The following is a 13,496-nucleotide window of genomic DNA, read 5'->3' on the forward strand; positions in this document are numbered from 1 at the left end:
TGCTGATGCCGCCCTACCTGGCCATGGGCACGGCCGAGGGGTTCGTCGCGTACGTGCGGGCGATCGCGGCGATCCTGCCGGTGATCGTCTACCAGCGCGGCCCGGTGGTGCTCGACCCGGACCGGGTCGTCGAACTGGCCCGGGTGCCGGGCGTGGTCGGGCTGAAGGACGGCCTGGGCGACATCGACCTCATCCAGCGCTCGGTGCTGGCGGTGCGCAGGGAGGTGGGCGACGGTTTCACGTTCTTCAACGGCCTGCCGACGGCCGAGCTGACCATGGGCGCCTACCGGGGGATCGGCGTCGAGCTGTACTCCTCGGCGGTCTTCGCCTTCGCGCCCGAGATCGCGAACGCGTACCTCAACGGCGACCACCGGCTGCTGACCGAGTTCTACGAGCCGCTGGTGCGGCTGCGCTCGAAGGTCCCCGGGTACGCGGTCGCGCTGGTCAAGGCCGGGGTCCGGCTGGGCGGCCTGGACGTGGGGCCGGTCCGGCCGCCGCTGGTCGACGCCGCGCCCGAGGACGTGGCCGAGCTCGAAGCGTTGATCAAGCACGGGCGTGCGCTGATCGGCACGCCATGATCCGCGATCTGACCGTCACACCGCGCACGGTCGCGCTGCGCCGCCCGTGGGGGCCCGACGTGCCCGCCAACCACGTCCTGGTCGTCGAGGTCGCGCTCGCCGACGGCCGGGTGGGCACCGGGTTCTCCTGGACGCCGCAGATCGGCGCGCACGCGGTGGGTGCGCTGCTGGAGCACGACGTCCGCGACGCGCTGATCGGCCTGGACCCGCATCCCGAGGTCGTGTGGGACCGGCTCTGGCGGCACCTGCGCGAGGCAGGGCCCGGCGGGATCACCACGATCGCGCTGGCCGGCGTCGACCTGGCGCTGTGGGACCTGCGCTGCGGCGAGCGCGGCCTGGTCGACGTGCTGGGCCGCCGCAGGGACTCCGTCCCGGTGTACGGAAGCGGGGTCAACCTGCACTACCCCCTGGACGAACTGGTGGCGCAGGCCGGCCGGTGGAAGGCCGCCGGTCTGCCCGGGGTGAAGATCAAGGTGGGCCGGCCCGACCTGCGCGAGGACGTGGCCCGGGTGGCCGCCGTCCGCGAGGTGATCGGCCCGGACACGCTGCTGATGGTGGACGCCAACCAGCGCTGGGACCTGCACCGGGCCCGGCGCGCCGCCGAGGCGCTCGCCCCGTACGGGCTGCACTGGCTGGAGGAGCCGCTGCCGGCCGACGACGTGGCGGCCCACGTGGAGCTGCGCCGGTCGGTGGACGTGCCGATCGCGGTCGGCGAGAACGTCTACACCGTCTACGGCTTCCGCGACCTGCTGGTGGCCGGCGCCTGCGACGTCGTGCAGCCGAACGTGGTCAGGGTCGGCGGCATCACCCCGTTCCTGCGGATCGCGGAGCTGGCCCGCGCCTTCGACGTGCCGGTCCACCCGCACCTGCTGCCGGACCTGTCGGGGCAGCTGGCGCTGACGCTGCCGCTGCCGTCCATGGCCGAGGACGTCGAGGACGCCTCGTTCGCCGCTCTGGGGCTGCTCGCCGAGCCGCACCCTGTCCGGATGGACGGCGCGGAGCTGCGCGCCGGCGAACACCGGGGCCTCGGCCTGCGCTGGAGGTGACATGCGTGTCGTGCTGGCCGGAGCCCAGGGCTTCGGCGCCCACTATCTCGACCGGCTGCGCCGGCTGACCGGGCTGGTCGAGCTGGCCGGGGTCTGCGACGTGCGGCCGGTCCCGCCGGAGAGCCTGCACGGGCTCGGCTCCCCGGAGATCTCGGCCGACCTGCCCGGACTGATCGCCAGGACCGGCGCCGAGATCGCGATCCTGGCCACGCCCATCCCGACCCACGCCGAGCTGGCGCTGGCCGCGCTGGAGGCGGGGGCGCACGTGCTGGTGGAGAAGCCGACGGCGGCCACGCTGGCGGACTTCTACCGGATGGAGCGGGCCGCCGCCAAGGCGGGGCTGGCCTGTCAGGTCGGCTTCCAGAGCCTCGGCTCGGCGGCGGTGCCCGCGGTGCGCGAACTGATCGCGAGCGGCGCGATCGGCCGCGTCACCGGCATCGGCGTGGGCGGCTCGTGGCCGCGCCCGGCCGCGTACTTCACCCGCAGCCCGTGGGCGGGCCGGCGGGTGCTCGACGGGGTGGACGTGGTCGACGGCGCGCTGACGAACCCGTTCGCGCACGCGCTGGCCACCGCGCTGGCCGTGGCCGGGGCCGACGAGCGCGGCGCCATCGCCTCCGTGGAGACCGAGCTGTTCCACGCCAACCGGATCGAGTCCGACGACACCTCCGCCGTCCGGGTCACGCTCGCCGACGGCACTCCGCTGGTGGCCGCGGTCACGCTCTGCGCGGCCGAGCGCGACGAGCCGTACGTGCTCGTGCACGGCGACAGGGGGCGCGTCCGGTTCGTCTACACGATGGACGAGGTGCGAGTGGACGACGGGCCCGCGCGCCGCTACGGCCGCACCGACCTGCTGGTCAACCTGGTCGAGCACGTGCGCTCCGGGGTCCCGCTGCTGGCGCCGATCCAGCGGACGGGCGGGTTCATGGAGGTGATGGAGGCGATCAGGCTCGCGCCCGACCCGCTGCCGATCGCCGACGACCACCAGGACCTGTCCGGCGAGGGCCGGGTGCTCCCCGGCATCGCCGCCGCCGTCGACGCGTGCGCCGCGAAGCTCGCGCTCTTCTCCGAGCTGGGCCTCAGCTGGGCCACGCCGCTGGTGGTGCGCGGCCTGCCCGTCGCCGAGTACGTGACCAGCCCGGACCTGCCGCTGACCGCCGCGCCCCGCCCCTACCTGCACCCGGTGCGCACCCTCGGCGGCGCCGTGGTGACCGAGTTGCGGCCCGACGACCACCCGCACCACCTCGGGGCCGGGGTGGCGGTGACGGACCTGGGCGGGCGCAACTTCTGGGGCGGGCGCACCTACGTCCGCGACCGGGGCCCGGCCTGGCTCGACGACCACGGCGTCCAGCGGCACGTGGCCTTCACCGAGCGCCACCCGGCCGGCTTCATCGAGACGCTGCTGTGGCAGCGGCCCGGGGAAGAGGCGCTGGTGCGGGAGGAGCGGACGGTGCGGGCCCGCCCGGCGGCACGCGGTTGGGTGCTGGAGTTCGGCTTCACCCTGCACAACCTGACCGGGGCGCCGCTGACGGTGCGCAGCTCGGCCACGAAGGGGCGGGCGGGCGCCGGTTACGGCGGGTTCTTCTGGCGCGCGCCGGCGGGCTCGCCGGGATTGCGCGTGTTCACCGCGACGGCGGAAGGCGAGGAGCGGGTCCATGGCTCGCGGACGCCGTGGCTGGCGCTGTCGTCGGAGGCGTGGACGCTCCTGTTCGTCCAGGGCGGCGACCCCTGGTTCGTCCGGGTGGCCGAGTATCCGGGCGTCGGCACGGCGCTGGCCTGGGACACGCCGCTGACGTTCGGTGACCGGCTCGACCGGAAGGTGTCCGTCGTGGTGGTCGACGGACGCCTGTCCCGCCAGGAGGCGGCCGAGCTGGCCGCGGGCCGCTGACACCCGGCCCGGCCCGGCGCGGGCCGGGCCTTTGGTCCGCCGATCCCGTCCGGTGGCCGCCCTCTCAGGCCGGATTCAGCCGGTCGGCCAGCCAGGTGAAGGCGTGCTCCTGCATCGGCACGTCGAAGCGGTGCGGGACGTCGAAGAAGACGCCCTCATACCCGCCGCCGGGGTAGCGGCGGGCGACGGCCTCGTGGGCGCGGCGCATCCCCCGCCCGGGGAACAGCTGGTCGTCTCCGGCGTACAGCGCCAGCAGCGGCCGCGGCGCCCCGGCGGCGACCAGCGCGGGCCAGTCGCACACCCGGGACAGGCCGGGAGGGAAGAGCATCCACGTGTGCGCGGCCACGTACCCGTCCAGCAGGTCGCCGTAGGACGACGTCATCGCGGCGACCACGACCGCCCGGACGCCGGGGTCGAACGCGCCCAGCAGGGCCGCCCGCAGCCCGCCGCCCGACAGGCCCACGCAGCCGACCGGGCCGACGCCGGGCCGGCCGCGCAGGTACGCCGCCGCGGCCAGGTCCTCGCCCGCCACCACGCCCGCGAACGACGTGCCCAGCAGCCGGCAGTACTTCTCCAGCACGTGCTCGTGGTGGCCGGCGGCGACGTCGTAGCGGTCGGCCTCTGACAGCTCCGGGTCGTCCGCGAGGGCCGTCACCCGTTCCGGCATGTCCTCCGGCGGGAACCGGCGGCTCCCCCAGCCGGTCACGTCGTGCGCCAGCACGGCGAAGCCGCGCCCGGCCAGTTCGGAGGCGAACGCCCGGCCGCCGTAGAGCTCGCCGCGCAGCCGCCGCACCTCCGGCGTGGGCGGCTCGGGCCCGTCGGCGATCTTCTCCTTGCCCGCCCACTTCATGCCCGCGTGGCAGTGCAGGGCCACCACGCCGGGGAGCGTTCCGCGGTGGCCGTGCGGTCTGAGCAGGTAGGCGCGGGTGCGCGGGCCGTAGCCGACGTCCCAGGACAGCTCCTCGCCGTCCAGGCCGCCGGCCGTCCACGTGCGCTCCACCCGTACGTCCCGCGCCGTCAGGTCGAGCGTCCCGATGGCCTCGCGCGCCGCCTTGCGCAGCTCCGGCCCGGCCGGCGCGTCCGGGAACAGCTCCCACTGCCTCCCGGCCACGTCGGCGAGCCCCGAGAACTCCCCCAGATGCCGCATCTCGTACGGGTCAGGCGTCGGCCAGGCGGGTGCCGTCGGCCGTGAGGCGGACGGGCAGGCCGGTGTCGGCGGAGCGGGTGGCCGCGACGCCCACCAGCACGCTGCGGATGCCGTCCCGGTAACCCGCCGGGCGGCCGAGCGGGTCGTCGCCCGGGCCGCGGAAGACGTCGTCCAGCAGCAGCCGGTCACCGCCGCCGTGGCCGCCGGCGCCCCGGTCGATCGGCACCTCCTCCGGCTCCCGCCAATGGCGGTGCAGGACGAGCCGCTCCCAGGAGCCGGCCGCGCGCTCCTTGCTCGCCGCGCTCGGGTCGACGGCGGCGTGCGGCGGGGTCCAGGCGCGTTCGCACACCTCCAGCTCGATCCGGCCCTCCGTGCCGTTGAACGCCACCCGGTACCCCTCGAACGGCGCGTGCGCGGTCAGCGAGTAGGTGAGCATCGCCCGGTCGGCGTAGCGGACCAGCACCGCCATGGTGTCGTCGATGGTCACCCCGGGCGCGAAGACGTCCTGGTCACGGATGTAGCCGTCCTCGTGCTCGGCGTCCAGGTAGAGCCGCTTGAGCCGCTCGTCCTGGGATATGTCCAGGATGTACGGATCGCTGCCCAGCCCCGGAGCGCCCTGGCCGCGCGGCGGTCGCGGGCCCCGCGGCCTGGCCTGGCCGTAGAAACGCAGGTCGGTCTGGGCGAAGACGAGCTCCGGAGCCGTGCCGAGCCACCAGTTGACCAGGTCGAAGTGGTGGGTGGACTTGTGCACGAGCAGCCCGCCGGAGTTGGCGCGCTCGCGGTGCCAGCGGCGGAAGTAGTCGGCGCCGTGGATGGTGTCGAGCGCCCACTCGAAGTGCACCGACGTGACCTCGCCGATCAGCCCCTCGCCGAGGAGCCGCTTCACCGCCGAGTTGCGCGGCGAGTAGCGGTAGTTGAACGTGACCACCAGCTTGCCGGGGTTGCGCTCGGCCGCCTCGGCGATGGCGGCGCAGCCCTCGGCGTCGACGGTGAGCGGCTTCTCCACGATGACGTCGAGGCCGGCGTCGAGGGCGGCGACGACGTAGCGGGCGTGGGTGGCGTCGACCGTGCACACCACCACGGCGTCGGCCAGTTCCAGCATCTTGCCGTACTCGTCCGGCGCGAAGCACGGCACCGAGCCGCCGATCCTCTCGGCGTAGTAGGCCATGCGGGTGGTGTTGACGTCGCACAGGCCGACGATGGTCCCGGTGTCCCGCCAGTCGCCCAGCAGCGCGTCGACGTACAGCTGCGCGCGGTGGCCGAGACCGACGAAGGCGTACCTGGTGCTCACGTGCTCTCTCCCCGGGTCGCGGTGGCGGCCGGGGGCGGGGTGCCCCCGGCCGGTCGCCGGCTGGTCAGCCGGCGATGGCGGCGTTCGCCTCCTGCAGGAACTTCGCCGCGGCCTCGTCCGGGGTCGCCCGGCCGAACACGACCTCCTCGCTGGCGCGCTCCAGGATGTCCTCCATCTCCAGGGCGCCCTTCGGCGGGGCCTCGATCGGGCTCAGCTCGCTCTTGACCTCGTCGATGAACTCCAGGGTCTTCTGGTCGGCGGGCGGGAGCTTGTCCTTGACGGCGGCGAGCACCTTGGCGTTGGTGGGCAGGCCGCGGTCGCTCAGCAGGATGCCGGCCGCGTCGGGGTCGTTGACCAGGAAGTCGATGAACTTGCCCGCTTCGGCCGCGCGCTCGGTCTTGGCCGAGGCGGCGTAGAACATGGCGGGCTGCAGGAACATGCCGCTGGTGGTGGCGCCCTCCGCCTTGGGCATCCGCAGCAGCGTCATGTCCTGGCCGGACGACTTCGTCAGGGCGTTGAGCTGGTTGCTCCACCACATGCCCATGGCGCCCGCGTTGGTGCCGAGCAGCGACTGCTCGGGACCGGTGTCGCCGATCTCCTCGCTCTTGGCGGCGTCGGGCGAGCCCTTGGTCTCGATGAGCTTCTGGTGGATGGCCCACCAGGACTTGATCGTGTCGGCCGACATGCCGATCTTCGTGCCGTCGTAGAACTTCTCGCCGCGCTGGGCCGCGTAGATCTGCAGCCAGGCGGGGTTGAAGTTGTACTCCGCGCCGGTGGCGGCGCCCGTGGCCGAGATCTCCTGGGCCAGCGTGACCCACTGGTCCCAGGTCCACGAGGTGTCGTCCGGCAGCTCCTTCTTCGCCTTCTCCAGCGCGGCCGGGTTGGCCAGCATGGAGAAGGCGTTGACGCCGGTCGGGACGGCGTACTGCTTGCCCTCGATCTGGCCGCTCGACAGGACCTGCTGGTCCAGGTCGGCGGTGGGCAGCTTGCCGCCCAGGTCCATCAGCGCGCCGCGGCCGGCGTACTCGCTGAGGCCGCGGATCTCGATGCTCAGCACGTCGGGGGCGTCGTTGGCGGCGACCTTGGTGGCGAGCTTCTCGTAGTAGCTGTCCCAGTTGGAGAAGTCGCCCTCGACGTCGATCGTCGGGCTCTTCTCCTCGAACTTCTGGATGGCCTGCTCGGTCAGCTTCTGCCGGGCGTCGCTGCCCCAGTAGGCGAAGGTGATCTTCACCTTGCCGCCGTCGCCGCCGTCGCCTGCGCCGCCGCTGTCGCCGCCGCACGCGGCCGCGGTCAGCAGGGCCGCCGACAGCGCGGCGACCGTCATCGTCTTGCGAGAGCTGAGGTTCACAGCTCTACCTCCTCTTGGGTTACAGGGGGTGAAGAGGAACTACTTCAGGCCGGTGGTCGCCACGCCGCGGATCAGGTACTTCTGCCCCGCCAGGAAGAACCCGAAGATCGGCCCCAGTGACACGATCGACATCGCGAACATCGGGCCCCACGAGGACTCGCCGCTGGAGTCCAGGAACTGCCGGAGCGCTACGGCGACCGTGAGGTTGTCGGAGTTGGTCAGGTACAGGTTCTGGCTGAAGAAGTCGTTCCACGTCCAGATGAAGGTGAAGATGCCGGTCGTGGCCAGCGCCGGCATGCACAGCGGCAGGATGACCTGGAGGAAGATCCGCCAGTAGCCCGCGCCGTCGATGGCCGCCGCCTCGTCCAGCTCCCGCGGCAGCGTCCTGATGAACTGCACCATCAGGAAGATGAAGAACGCGTCCGTGGCCAGGAACTTGGGCACCACCAGCGGCCAGATCGTGTTGATCCAGTCCAGGTTGGCGAACACGATGTACTGCGGCACGACGGTCACGTGGTGCGGCAGCATGATCGAGCCCAGCATGATCGCGAACCACAGCTTCTTCAACGGGAAGTTCAGCCGGGCGAACGCGTAGGCGGCCAGCGAGCAGGCGACCAGGTTGGCCAGCACGGACAGGCCCGTGATGACGGCCGAGTTCCACAGGTAGTAGCCGAACGTGTGCTTCAGCGACGTCCAGCCCTCGCTGTAGTTGTCCAGCGTGACCGCGCTCGGCCACAGGCCCGGCTCGCGGAAGATGAGGTCCTCCGGCTTGAGCGAGCTGGAGATCATCCACAGCAGCGGGTAGAGCATGACCAGGCCGAAGCCGATCAGCAGCAGGTGCTTGAGCAGGCGGCCGCCCCGGGGCACCGGGCGGAACAGGAGCGGCACCTGCTTACTTCGAGTCGCCATAGAAGACCCAATACTTCGACGCGAGGAAGTTCACGCCGGTGAGCCCGGCGATGATGAGCAGAAGGACCCAGGCCATGGCGGCCGCGTAGCCCATCTCGTAGCTCTTGAAGCCTTTCAGGTAGAGGTAGAGCGTGTAGAAGAGCGTGGAGTCGACCGGTCCTCCGCTGCCGCCGCTGACGATGAACGACTGCGTGAACGACTGGAAGGACTTGATCACTTCGAGGACGAGGTTGAAGAAGATGATCGGCGTGAGCAGCGGCAGGGTGATCGAGCGGAACTGCCTCAGCTTGGAGGCCCCGTCGACCGCGGCCGCCTCGTAGTAGCTCTGCGGGATCTGCCGCAGCCCCGCCAGGAAGATCACCATGGGCGCGCCGAACGTCCACACGTGCAGGAGGATCAGCGTGCCGAGCGCGGTGTCCGGGTCGGACACCCAGCCGGGCCCCTGGATGCCGAAGATGGACAGCAGGGCGTTGACCAGGCCGTCGGTGCCGAAGATCTTCCGCCACAGGATGGCGATGGCCACACTGCCGCCCAGGAGCGAGGGCAGGTAGTAGATCGAGCGGTAGAACGACAGCCCGCGCAGCCCCCGGTCCAGCGCGAGGGCCAGCGCCAGCGCGAAGGCGAGCTGCAGCGGCACCGACACGACCACGTAGATGGTGGTGACCTTGAGCGACTGGATGAACCGGGTGTCCTCGAAGAACATCTCCCGGTAGTTGTCCCAGCCGACCCATTCGGCCTCCTCCAGCAGGCTGTAGTCGGTGAACGACAGGTACAGCGAGGCCAGGATCGGCCCGACCGTGACCAGGAAGAGGCCGATGAACCACGGCGCGAGGAAGACGTAGGCGGTGCGGGCCTCCCGCCGGCGGTGCACGTTCACGTTCCGCGTCCGCCGGCGTCGCCCCGGCGGGCCCGGGGCCGCCGGCGGGGCGCTGGGGGGTCGCTCCGGGGTGACAGAGATTGATTCGGACATACATCCCTCTTCCAGGCCCAGCCCGGCACGGCGGGATCGGATAGCGCATTCCTATAAGGATGCGAAAAGTTTCGTCAACCCTTTGCAGGTGTTACAAAGCCGTTATCGATATATCGTTATCCACATGTCCGCAGCTCAGGCAGGTGATGGACGCGGATATGCGTTCGTAACATTTTGACGCGGAGTCATCGTCACTACAACCGGTTGCATCAGGCGTCAGCCGAGTCCGAGCATGCCGACAGCCGCCCTGACCTGATCGGTCGGGGCGGCTACCGAGCAGGAACCGTCACCAGGCCCCGCCGAGCTCCTTCAGCGTGAAGACCCCTCCCACCCGGTCGTGCACCGGATCGCTCAGGTCCGGCTCCCCCTGCTCGGCGATGATCTCGGCGGCGTACGACTCGGAGCTGTCGCGCGACTCGTACCCGATCGCCCGCGCCTCCTCCAGCGACCACCAGCGGCGGGCGTTGTCGGAGACCCCCCACACGACGTGGAAGCCGGTGGCCGTGAGCGCGGCCTCGACCAGCCTGGCCAGGTCGTCCGGCGAGATCCAGGTGGCCAGGCCGCGGGTGTCGGCGGAGCGCTCGTTGCAGGTGCCGAGCCTGATGGCGGTCACGTGCATGCCGAACCTGTCGTGGTAGAGGCTGCCCAGCCCTTCCATGACGAGCTTGCTCACGCCGTAGTACGTGTCGGGGCGCGGGAAGGCGTAGTCGGCGAGCTCCCCGCCGGAGGCCGGCCGGGTGTGGAAGCCGGCGGCGTGGTGGCTGCTCATCAGCACCACGTGGCGGACCCCCGCCGCGCGGGCGGCCTCCATCAGCACGTGGGTGCCGTCCATGTTGGCCCGCACCACGTCGGCCCACGGGTGCTCGCGGCTCTGGCCGCCGAGGTGGAGCACCGCGTCGACGTCCTTCATCGCGGCGGCCATGGCCCGGTCGTCGGTGAGGTCGGCCACGGCCAGTTCCTCGCCGGGTCCGGTGTCGAGCGGCGTCAGGTCCGACAGGCGCAGCGTCCGGCCCTCACGGGCGAGGCGGGGACGGAGCAGCGTGCCGACTTTCCCTGCGGCGCCGGTCATCAGTATGCGCATGCCCCCGTTGTACAAGAAGCCGGTCCAGATTCACATTCTTGAATATTGACCGTGATGTGTGTCACTAGTTACTTTTTTCTGGACTCGCCCATATCTAAGACACTTGTCACATATGTGAACAGGAGGCGGTCTTATGTCACGACGTCTGCTCGGGGTCGCCCTGGCCACGACCCTGGCCGTCACGCTGACAGGCTGCGGCTCCGGGGGAACGAGCTCGGCCACCGACGGCGCGCTGGAGATCTGGATCAGGCAGGCGCCCGACTCCGAGGCGGCCAAGACGGCGCAGCGCCTGGCCGAGGCGTTCACCAAGGCCAGCGGGGTCCCGACCAAGGTGGTCGCGCTCTTCGACGACTTCGAGACCAAGCTGCAGCAGCAGGCGGCGCAGCGCGATCTCCCGGACGTCGTGATCAACGACACCGCCCAGATCGGCAACATGCGGACCCAGGGCTGGCTGACCGAGGTGGACCGGGCCTCGCTCGCGGGCGGCGACAAGCTCTCCGACCTCGCCTGGAAGGCCGCCACCGCCGGAGACGGCAAGACCTGGGCCGCGCCCTTCTCCGCCCAGGCCTTCGCCATCATCGCCCGCAGGGACTGGCGGGAGAAGGTCGGCATGGACGTGCCCCGGACCTGGGAGGACCTCGCCGCGCTGGCCAAGGCCTTCACCGAGAAGGACCCCGACGGCAACGGCCAGGACGACACCTCCGGCTTCGTCATCCCCGGCGGCACCAAGCGCGGCTACGCCTCGTGGTACGCCTCCTCCTTCATCTACGGCAACGGCGGCGACTTCGTCTCCCCGTCCGGCTCCGGAGCGTTCACCGCCGTCACGAACGACCCCAAGGCCGTCGAGGCGGTCCAGTTCCTCCAGGACCAGTTCTGCGACGCCAAGACCGTCAACCCGGGCGCGGTCAGCAACGACACCACGGTCACCCACGAGGTGTTCGAGAAGGGCCAGGGCGGCATCTACCTGACCGGCCCGTACGTGCTCGCCCGGTTCGTGGAGAGCGTCGGCACCGACAAGATCGAGGTGTACCCGGTGCCCCAGGGCCCGTCGGGCGGCCCCGGCACGCTGGGTGAGGGCGAGAACGTCTACCTGATGGCCGGGTCGCGGAACACCGAGGGCCAGAAGAAGTTCGCCGAGTTCGCCGTCTCCGCCGAAGGTCAGCGCATCGGCATGAACAAGGACGCCAACGGCGCGATCGTCCGCCTGCCGGTCAATTCCGAGGTCGACCTGGCCGCCGAGCGTCAGGACCCGCGCTGGAAGGTGTTCCAGGACGCCTACGCCGACGCGGTCTACGCCCACCCGGTGCCGAACTGGGCGCCGATCCGGCAGACCTCCGCCGACGCGATCAACACGGTGTGGGCCGACTGCGCCAAGGACGTCAAGGCCGAGATGGACGCGCTCACCACCAAGCTGACCCAGGAACTGCGGAACCAAAAGGCATCATGACCCCGACGCCGACCCCGGCGCGGCCTCAGACGGCGGCCCCCGGCCGGACGCCCGGACGGGCGCGCCGGCGGGGGGCGCTGATCGCCTGGGCCTTCCTCGCGCCCGCCCTGCTGCTGTTCCTGTACTTCAAGTTCATCCCGATGTTCACCGGGCTGATGATGAGCTTCCAGGAGATCCGCTACATCGACAGCACCTGGGTCGGGCTGGACAACTACGCGACCATCCTCACGGACGAGGCGTTCCGCTCGGCGATCTGGCACAGCCTGGTGCTGGCGCTGGGCACCACGGCCGGATCGCTGGTGTTCGGGCTGGGTCTCGCGCTGCTCATCGAGGGGCCGGCCCGGTATCTCTGGTTCGTCAGGACCGCGGCCTTCCTGCCGGTCGTGGTCACCATGGCGGCGGTCGCCGAGGTGTGGCGGATCATGTACCACCCGGGCGACACCGGCACGCTCAACATGATCCTGGGCTGGGTGGGCATCGCCCCGCAGCCGTTCCTGGCGGACGAGGACTCCTCGCTGCTGTCGATCATGGTCATGAGCATCTGGCGCGGCACCCCGTACGACATGATGATCTTCCTGGCCGGACTGGTCGGCATCGACCGCACCCTGTACGAGGCCGCGGCGGTGGACGGCGCGTCCACCTGGCGCCGGCTGCGGCACATCACGCTGCCCGCGCTGCGGCCGGTGTTCTGGATCCTGTTCACGCTCGCGGCCATCCGCGGCCTGCGGGTGTTCGTCGAGGTGTACGTGCTCACCAACGGCGGGCCGAACGGGTCGTCCGAGGTGCTGATGACGCTCATCTACAAGCTCGGCTTCCAGACCGGCGAGCTGGGCATCGCGTCCGCGGGCGGGATCGTGCTGTTCGCGGCCACGCTCGCGCTGACCGTGCTCGTTCAGCTGATGCGCAGGAGGCAGTCGGCATGATGAGGTTCGACAGCGCGCTGGGGCTGGAGTCGCGCCGCGGGCCGTTCGCCACCGCGGGCAAGATCCTGGCCTACTCGGGCATGCTGGTGGTGTTCACCGGGCCGCTGGTCGGGCTGCTGATCAGCGCCTTCAACAAGACGCTCGACCCGACCTCCTTCACCTGGTGGCCGGACGAGTTCACCTTCGACAACTTCGTGCACGCCGCCGACCGCAACGTCTACCGCTACCTATTCAACTCGTTCGTGGTGGTGGGGTTCGGGCTGCTGCTGCAGATGATCGTGAGCGTCTTCGCGGCCTACTCGCTGGCGCGCAAGAAGTTCCGCGGCATGAGCGTGGTCATGCTCATCATGCTGACCACGATGATGCTCCCCGAGGAGATCATCGCGATCCCGCTCTCCCTGGTGCTCGCCGACCTGCCGGTGCTCCACCTCAACCTGATCGGCACGTACGCGGGCATGATCCTGCCGGTCGGCGCCTGGGGCTTCTCGATCCTGGTCATGACCGAGTTCATGAAGGAGGTGCCGGTCGAGCTGGAGGAGGCGGCCCGCATCGACGGGGCGGGCGAGCTGCGCACGTTCTTCACCATCATCCTGCCGCTGTGCCGGCCCGCCCTCGGCGTGATCGGGGTGTTCGGCTTCACCATGATCTGGGACCAGTATCTGCTGCCGCTCATCGTGGCGCCCGAAGCCGGCATGTGGACGCTGCCCATCGCGCTGCGCTCGCTCCGGTCCGACGAGGAGGTGGGCATCGGGGTGCTTCTGGCGGCCACGCTGCTGGCCCTGCTGCCGTCGATCGTCGCGTTCCTCGCGTTCCAGCGGCAGTTCATGCGCGGCCTCACGAGCGGGGCGGTGAAGGGATGACGGTGTCCATA

Annotated in this window: 12 protein-coding genes; 6 read left to right on the top strand and 6 right to left on the bottom strand. The window is 70.9% G+C overall.

Annotated features, from left to right (window positions below):
• The 3 genes from OUY22_RS10360 to OUY22_RS10370 form a co-directional block, all read left to right on the top strand.
• On the top strand, positions 1-578 hold a 578-nt coding region (locus OUY22_RS10360; RefSeq protein ID WP_270154625.1), incomplete at its 5' end, for a dihydrodipicolinate synthase family protein.
• The gene (locus OUY22_RS10365) at positions 575-1,624 is read left to right on the top strand and encodes a mandelate racemase/muconate lactonizing enzyme family protein (protein ID WP_270154626.1); all 1,050 of its coding nucleotides are present in this window, start codon (positions 575-577) and stop codon (positions 1,622-1,624) included. The genes OUY22_RS10360 and OUY22_RS10365, both read left to right, overlap by 4 nt.
• Position 1,625: 1 nt before the next feature.
• Positions 1,626-3,509, top strand: coding sequence for a DUF6807 family protein (locus OUY22_RS10370; RefSeq protein ID WP_270154627.1), 1,884 nt, complete (start codon positions 1,626-1,628; stop codon positions 3,507-3,509).
• A 64-nt stretch (positions 3,510-3,573) separates the two neighbouring features.
• Here OUY22_RS10370 and OUY22_RS10375 read toward each other — a convergent pair whose 3' ends face one another.
• The 6 genes from OUY22_RS10375 to OUY22_RS10400 form a co-directional block, all read right to left on the bottom strand.
• Positions 3,574-4,656, bottom strand: a complete 1,083-nt coding sequence (locus OUY22_RS10375) for a dienelactone hydrolase family protein (protein WP_270154628.1) — start codon at positions 4,654-4,656, stop codon at positions 3,574-3,576.
• 10 nt (positions 4,657-4,666) lie between these two features.
• Positions 4,667-5,947, bottom strand: a complete 1,281-nt coding sequence (locus OUY22_RS10380; protein ID WP_270154629.1) for a Gfo/Idh/MocA family protein — start codon at positions 5,945-5,947, stop codon at positions 4,667-4,669.
• A gap of 64 nt (positions 5,948-6,011) precedes the next feature.
• The gene (locus OUY22_RS10385) at positions 6,012-7,295 is read right to left on the bottom strand and encodes an ABC transporter substrate-binding protein (RefSeq protein ID WP_270154630.1); all 1,284 of its coding nucleotides are present in this window, start codon (positions 7,293-7,295) and stop codon (positions 6,012-6,014) included.
• Between the two features lie 39 nt (positions 7,296-7,334).
• On the bottom strand, positions 7,335-8,204 hold the full coding sequence (locus OUY22_RS10390) for a carbohydrate ABC transporter permease (protein WP_270154631.1): 870 nt from the start codon (positions 8,202-8,204) through the stop codon (positions 7,335-7,337).
• Positions 8,188-9,174, bottom strand: a complete 987-nt coding sequence (locus tag OUY22_RS10395; RefSeq protein ID WP_270154632.1) for a carbohydrate ABC transporter permease — start codon at positions 9,172-9,174, stop codon at positions 8,188-8,190. Before OUY22_RS10395 ends, OUY22_RS10390 begins: the two co-directional genes overlap by 17 nt.
• A 286-nt stretch (positions 9,175-9,460) precedes the next feature.
• Positions 9,461-10,255: an NAD-dependent epimerase/dehydratase family protein gene (locus OUY22_RS10400; RefSeq protein WP_270154633.1), complete on the bottom strand. Its 795-nt coding sequence runs from the start codon at positions 10,253-10,255 to the stop codon at positions 9,461-9,463.
• Between the two features lie 133 nt (positions 10,256-10,388).
• Between OUY22_RS10400 and OUY22_RS10405 the strand changes: the two genes are divergently transcribed.
• From OUY22_RS10405 to OUY22_RS10415, 3 genes are read left to right on the top strand one after another with little or no spacing between them, the layout of a single operon-like run.
• The gene (locus tag OUY22_RS10405; RefSeq protein ID WP_270154634.1) at positions 10,389-11,702 is read left to right on the top strand and encodes a sugar ABC transporter substrate-binding protein; all 1,314 of its coding nucleotides are present in this window, start codon (positions 10,389-10,391) and stop codon (positions 11,700-11,702) included.
• Positions 11,699-12,625 carry a carbohydrate ABC transporter permease gene (locus OUY22_RS10410; RefSeq protein WP_270154635.1) on the top strand — a complete coding sequence of 309 codons (927 nt, stop codon included), beginning with the start codon at positions 11,699-11,701 and terminating at the stop codon, positions 12,623-12,625. Before OUY22_RS10405 ends, OUY22_RS10410 begins: the two co-directional genes overlap by 4 nt.
• A complete protein-coding gene (locus OUY22_RS10415; RefSeq protein ID WP_270154636.1) occupies positions 12,622-13,485 on the top strand; it encodes a carbohydrate ABC transporter permease in 864 nt (287 codons plus the stop codon). The genes OUY22_RS10410 and OUY22_RS10415 overlap by 4 nt, the downstream gene beginning before the upstream one ends.
• Positions 13,486-13,496 lie beyond the last annotated feature (11 nt).

Origin of the sequence: Nonomuraea corallina, from assembly GCF_027620315.1 — a bacterium.
Taxonomy (GTDB): domain Bacteria; phylum Actinomycetota; class Actinomycetes; order Streptosporangiales; family Streptosporangiaceae; genus Nonomuraea; species Nonomuraea corallina.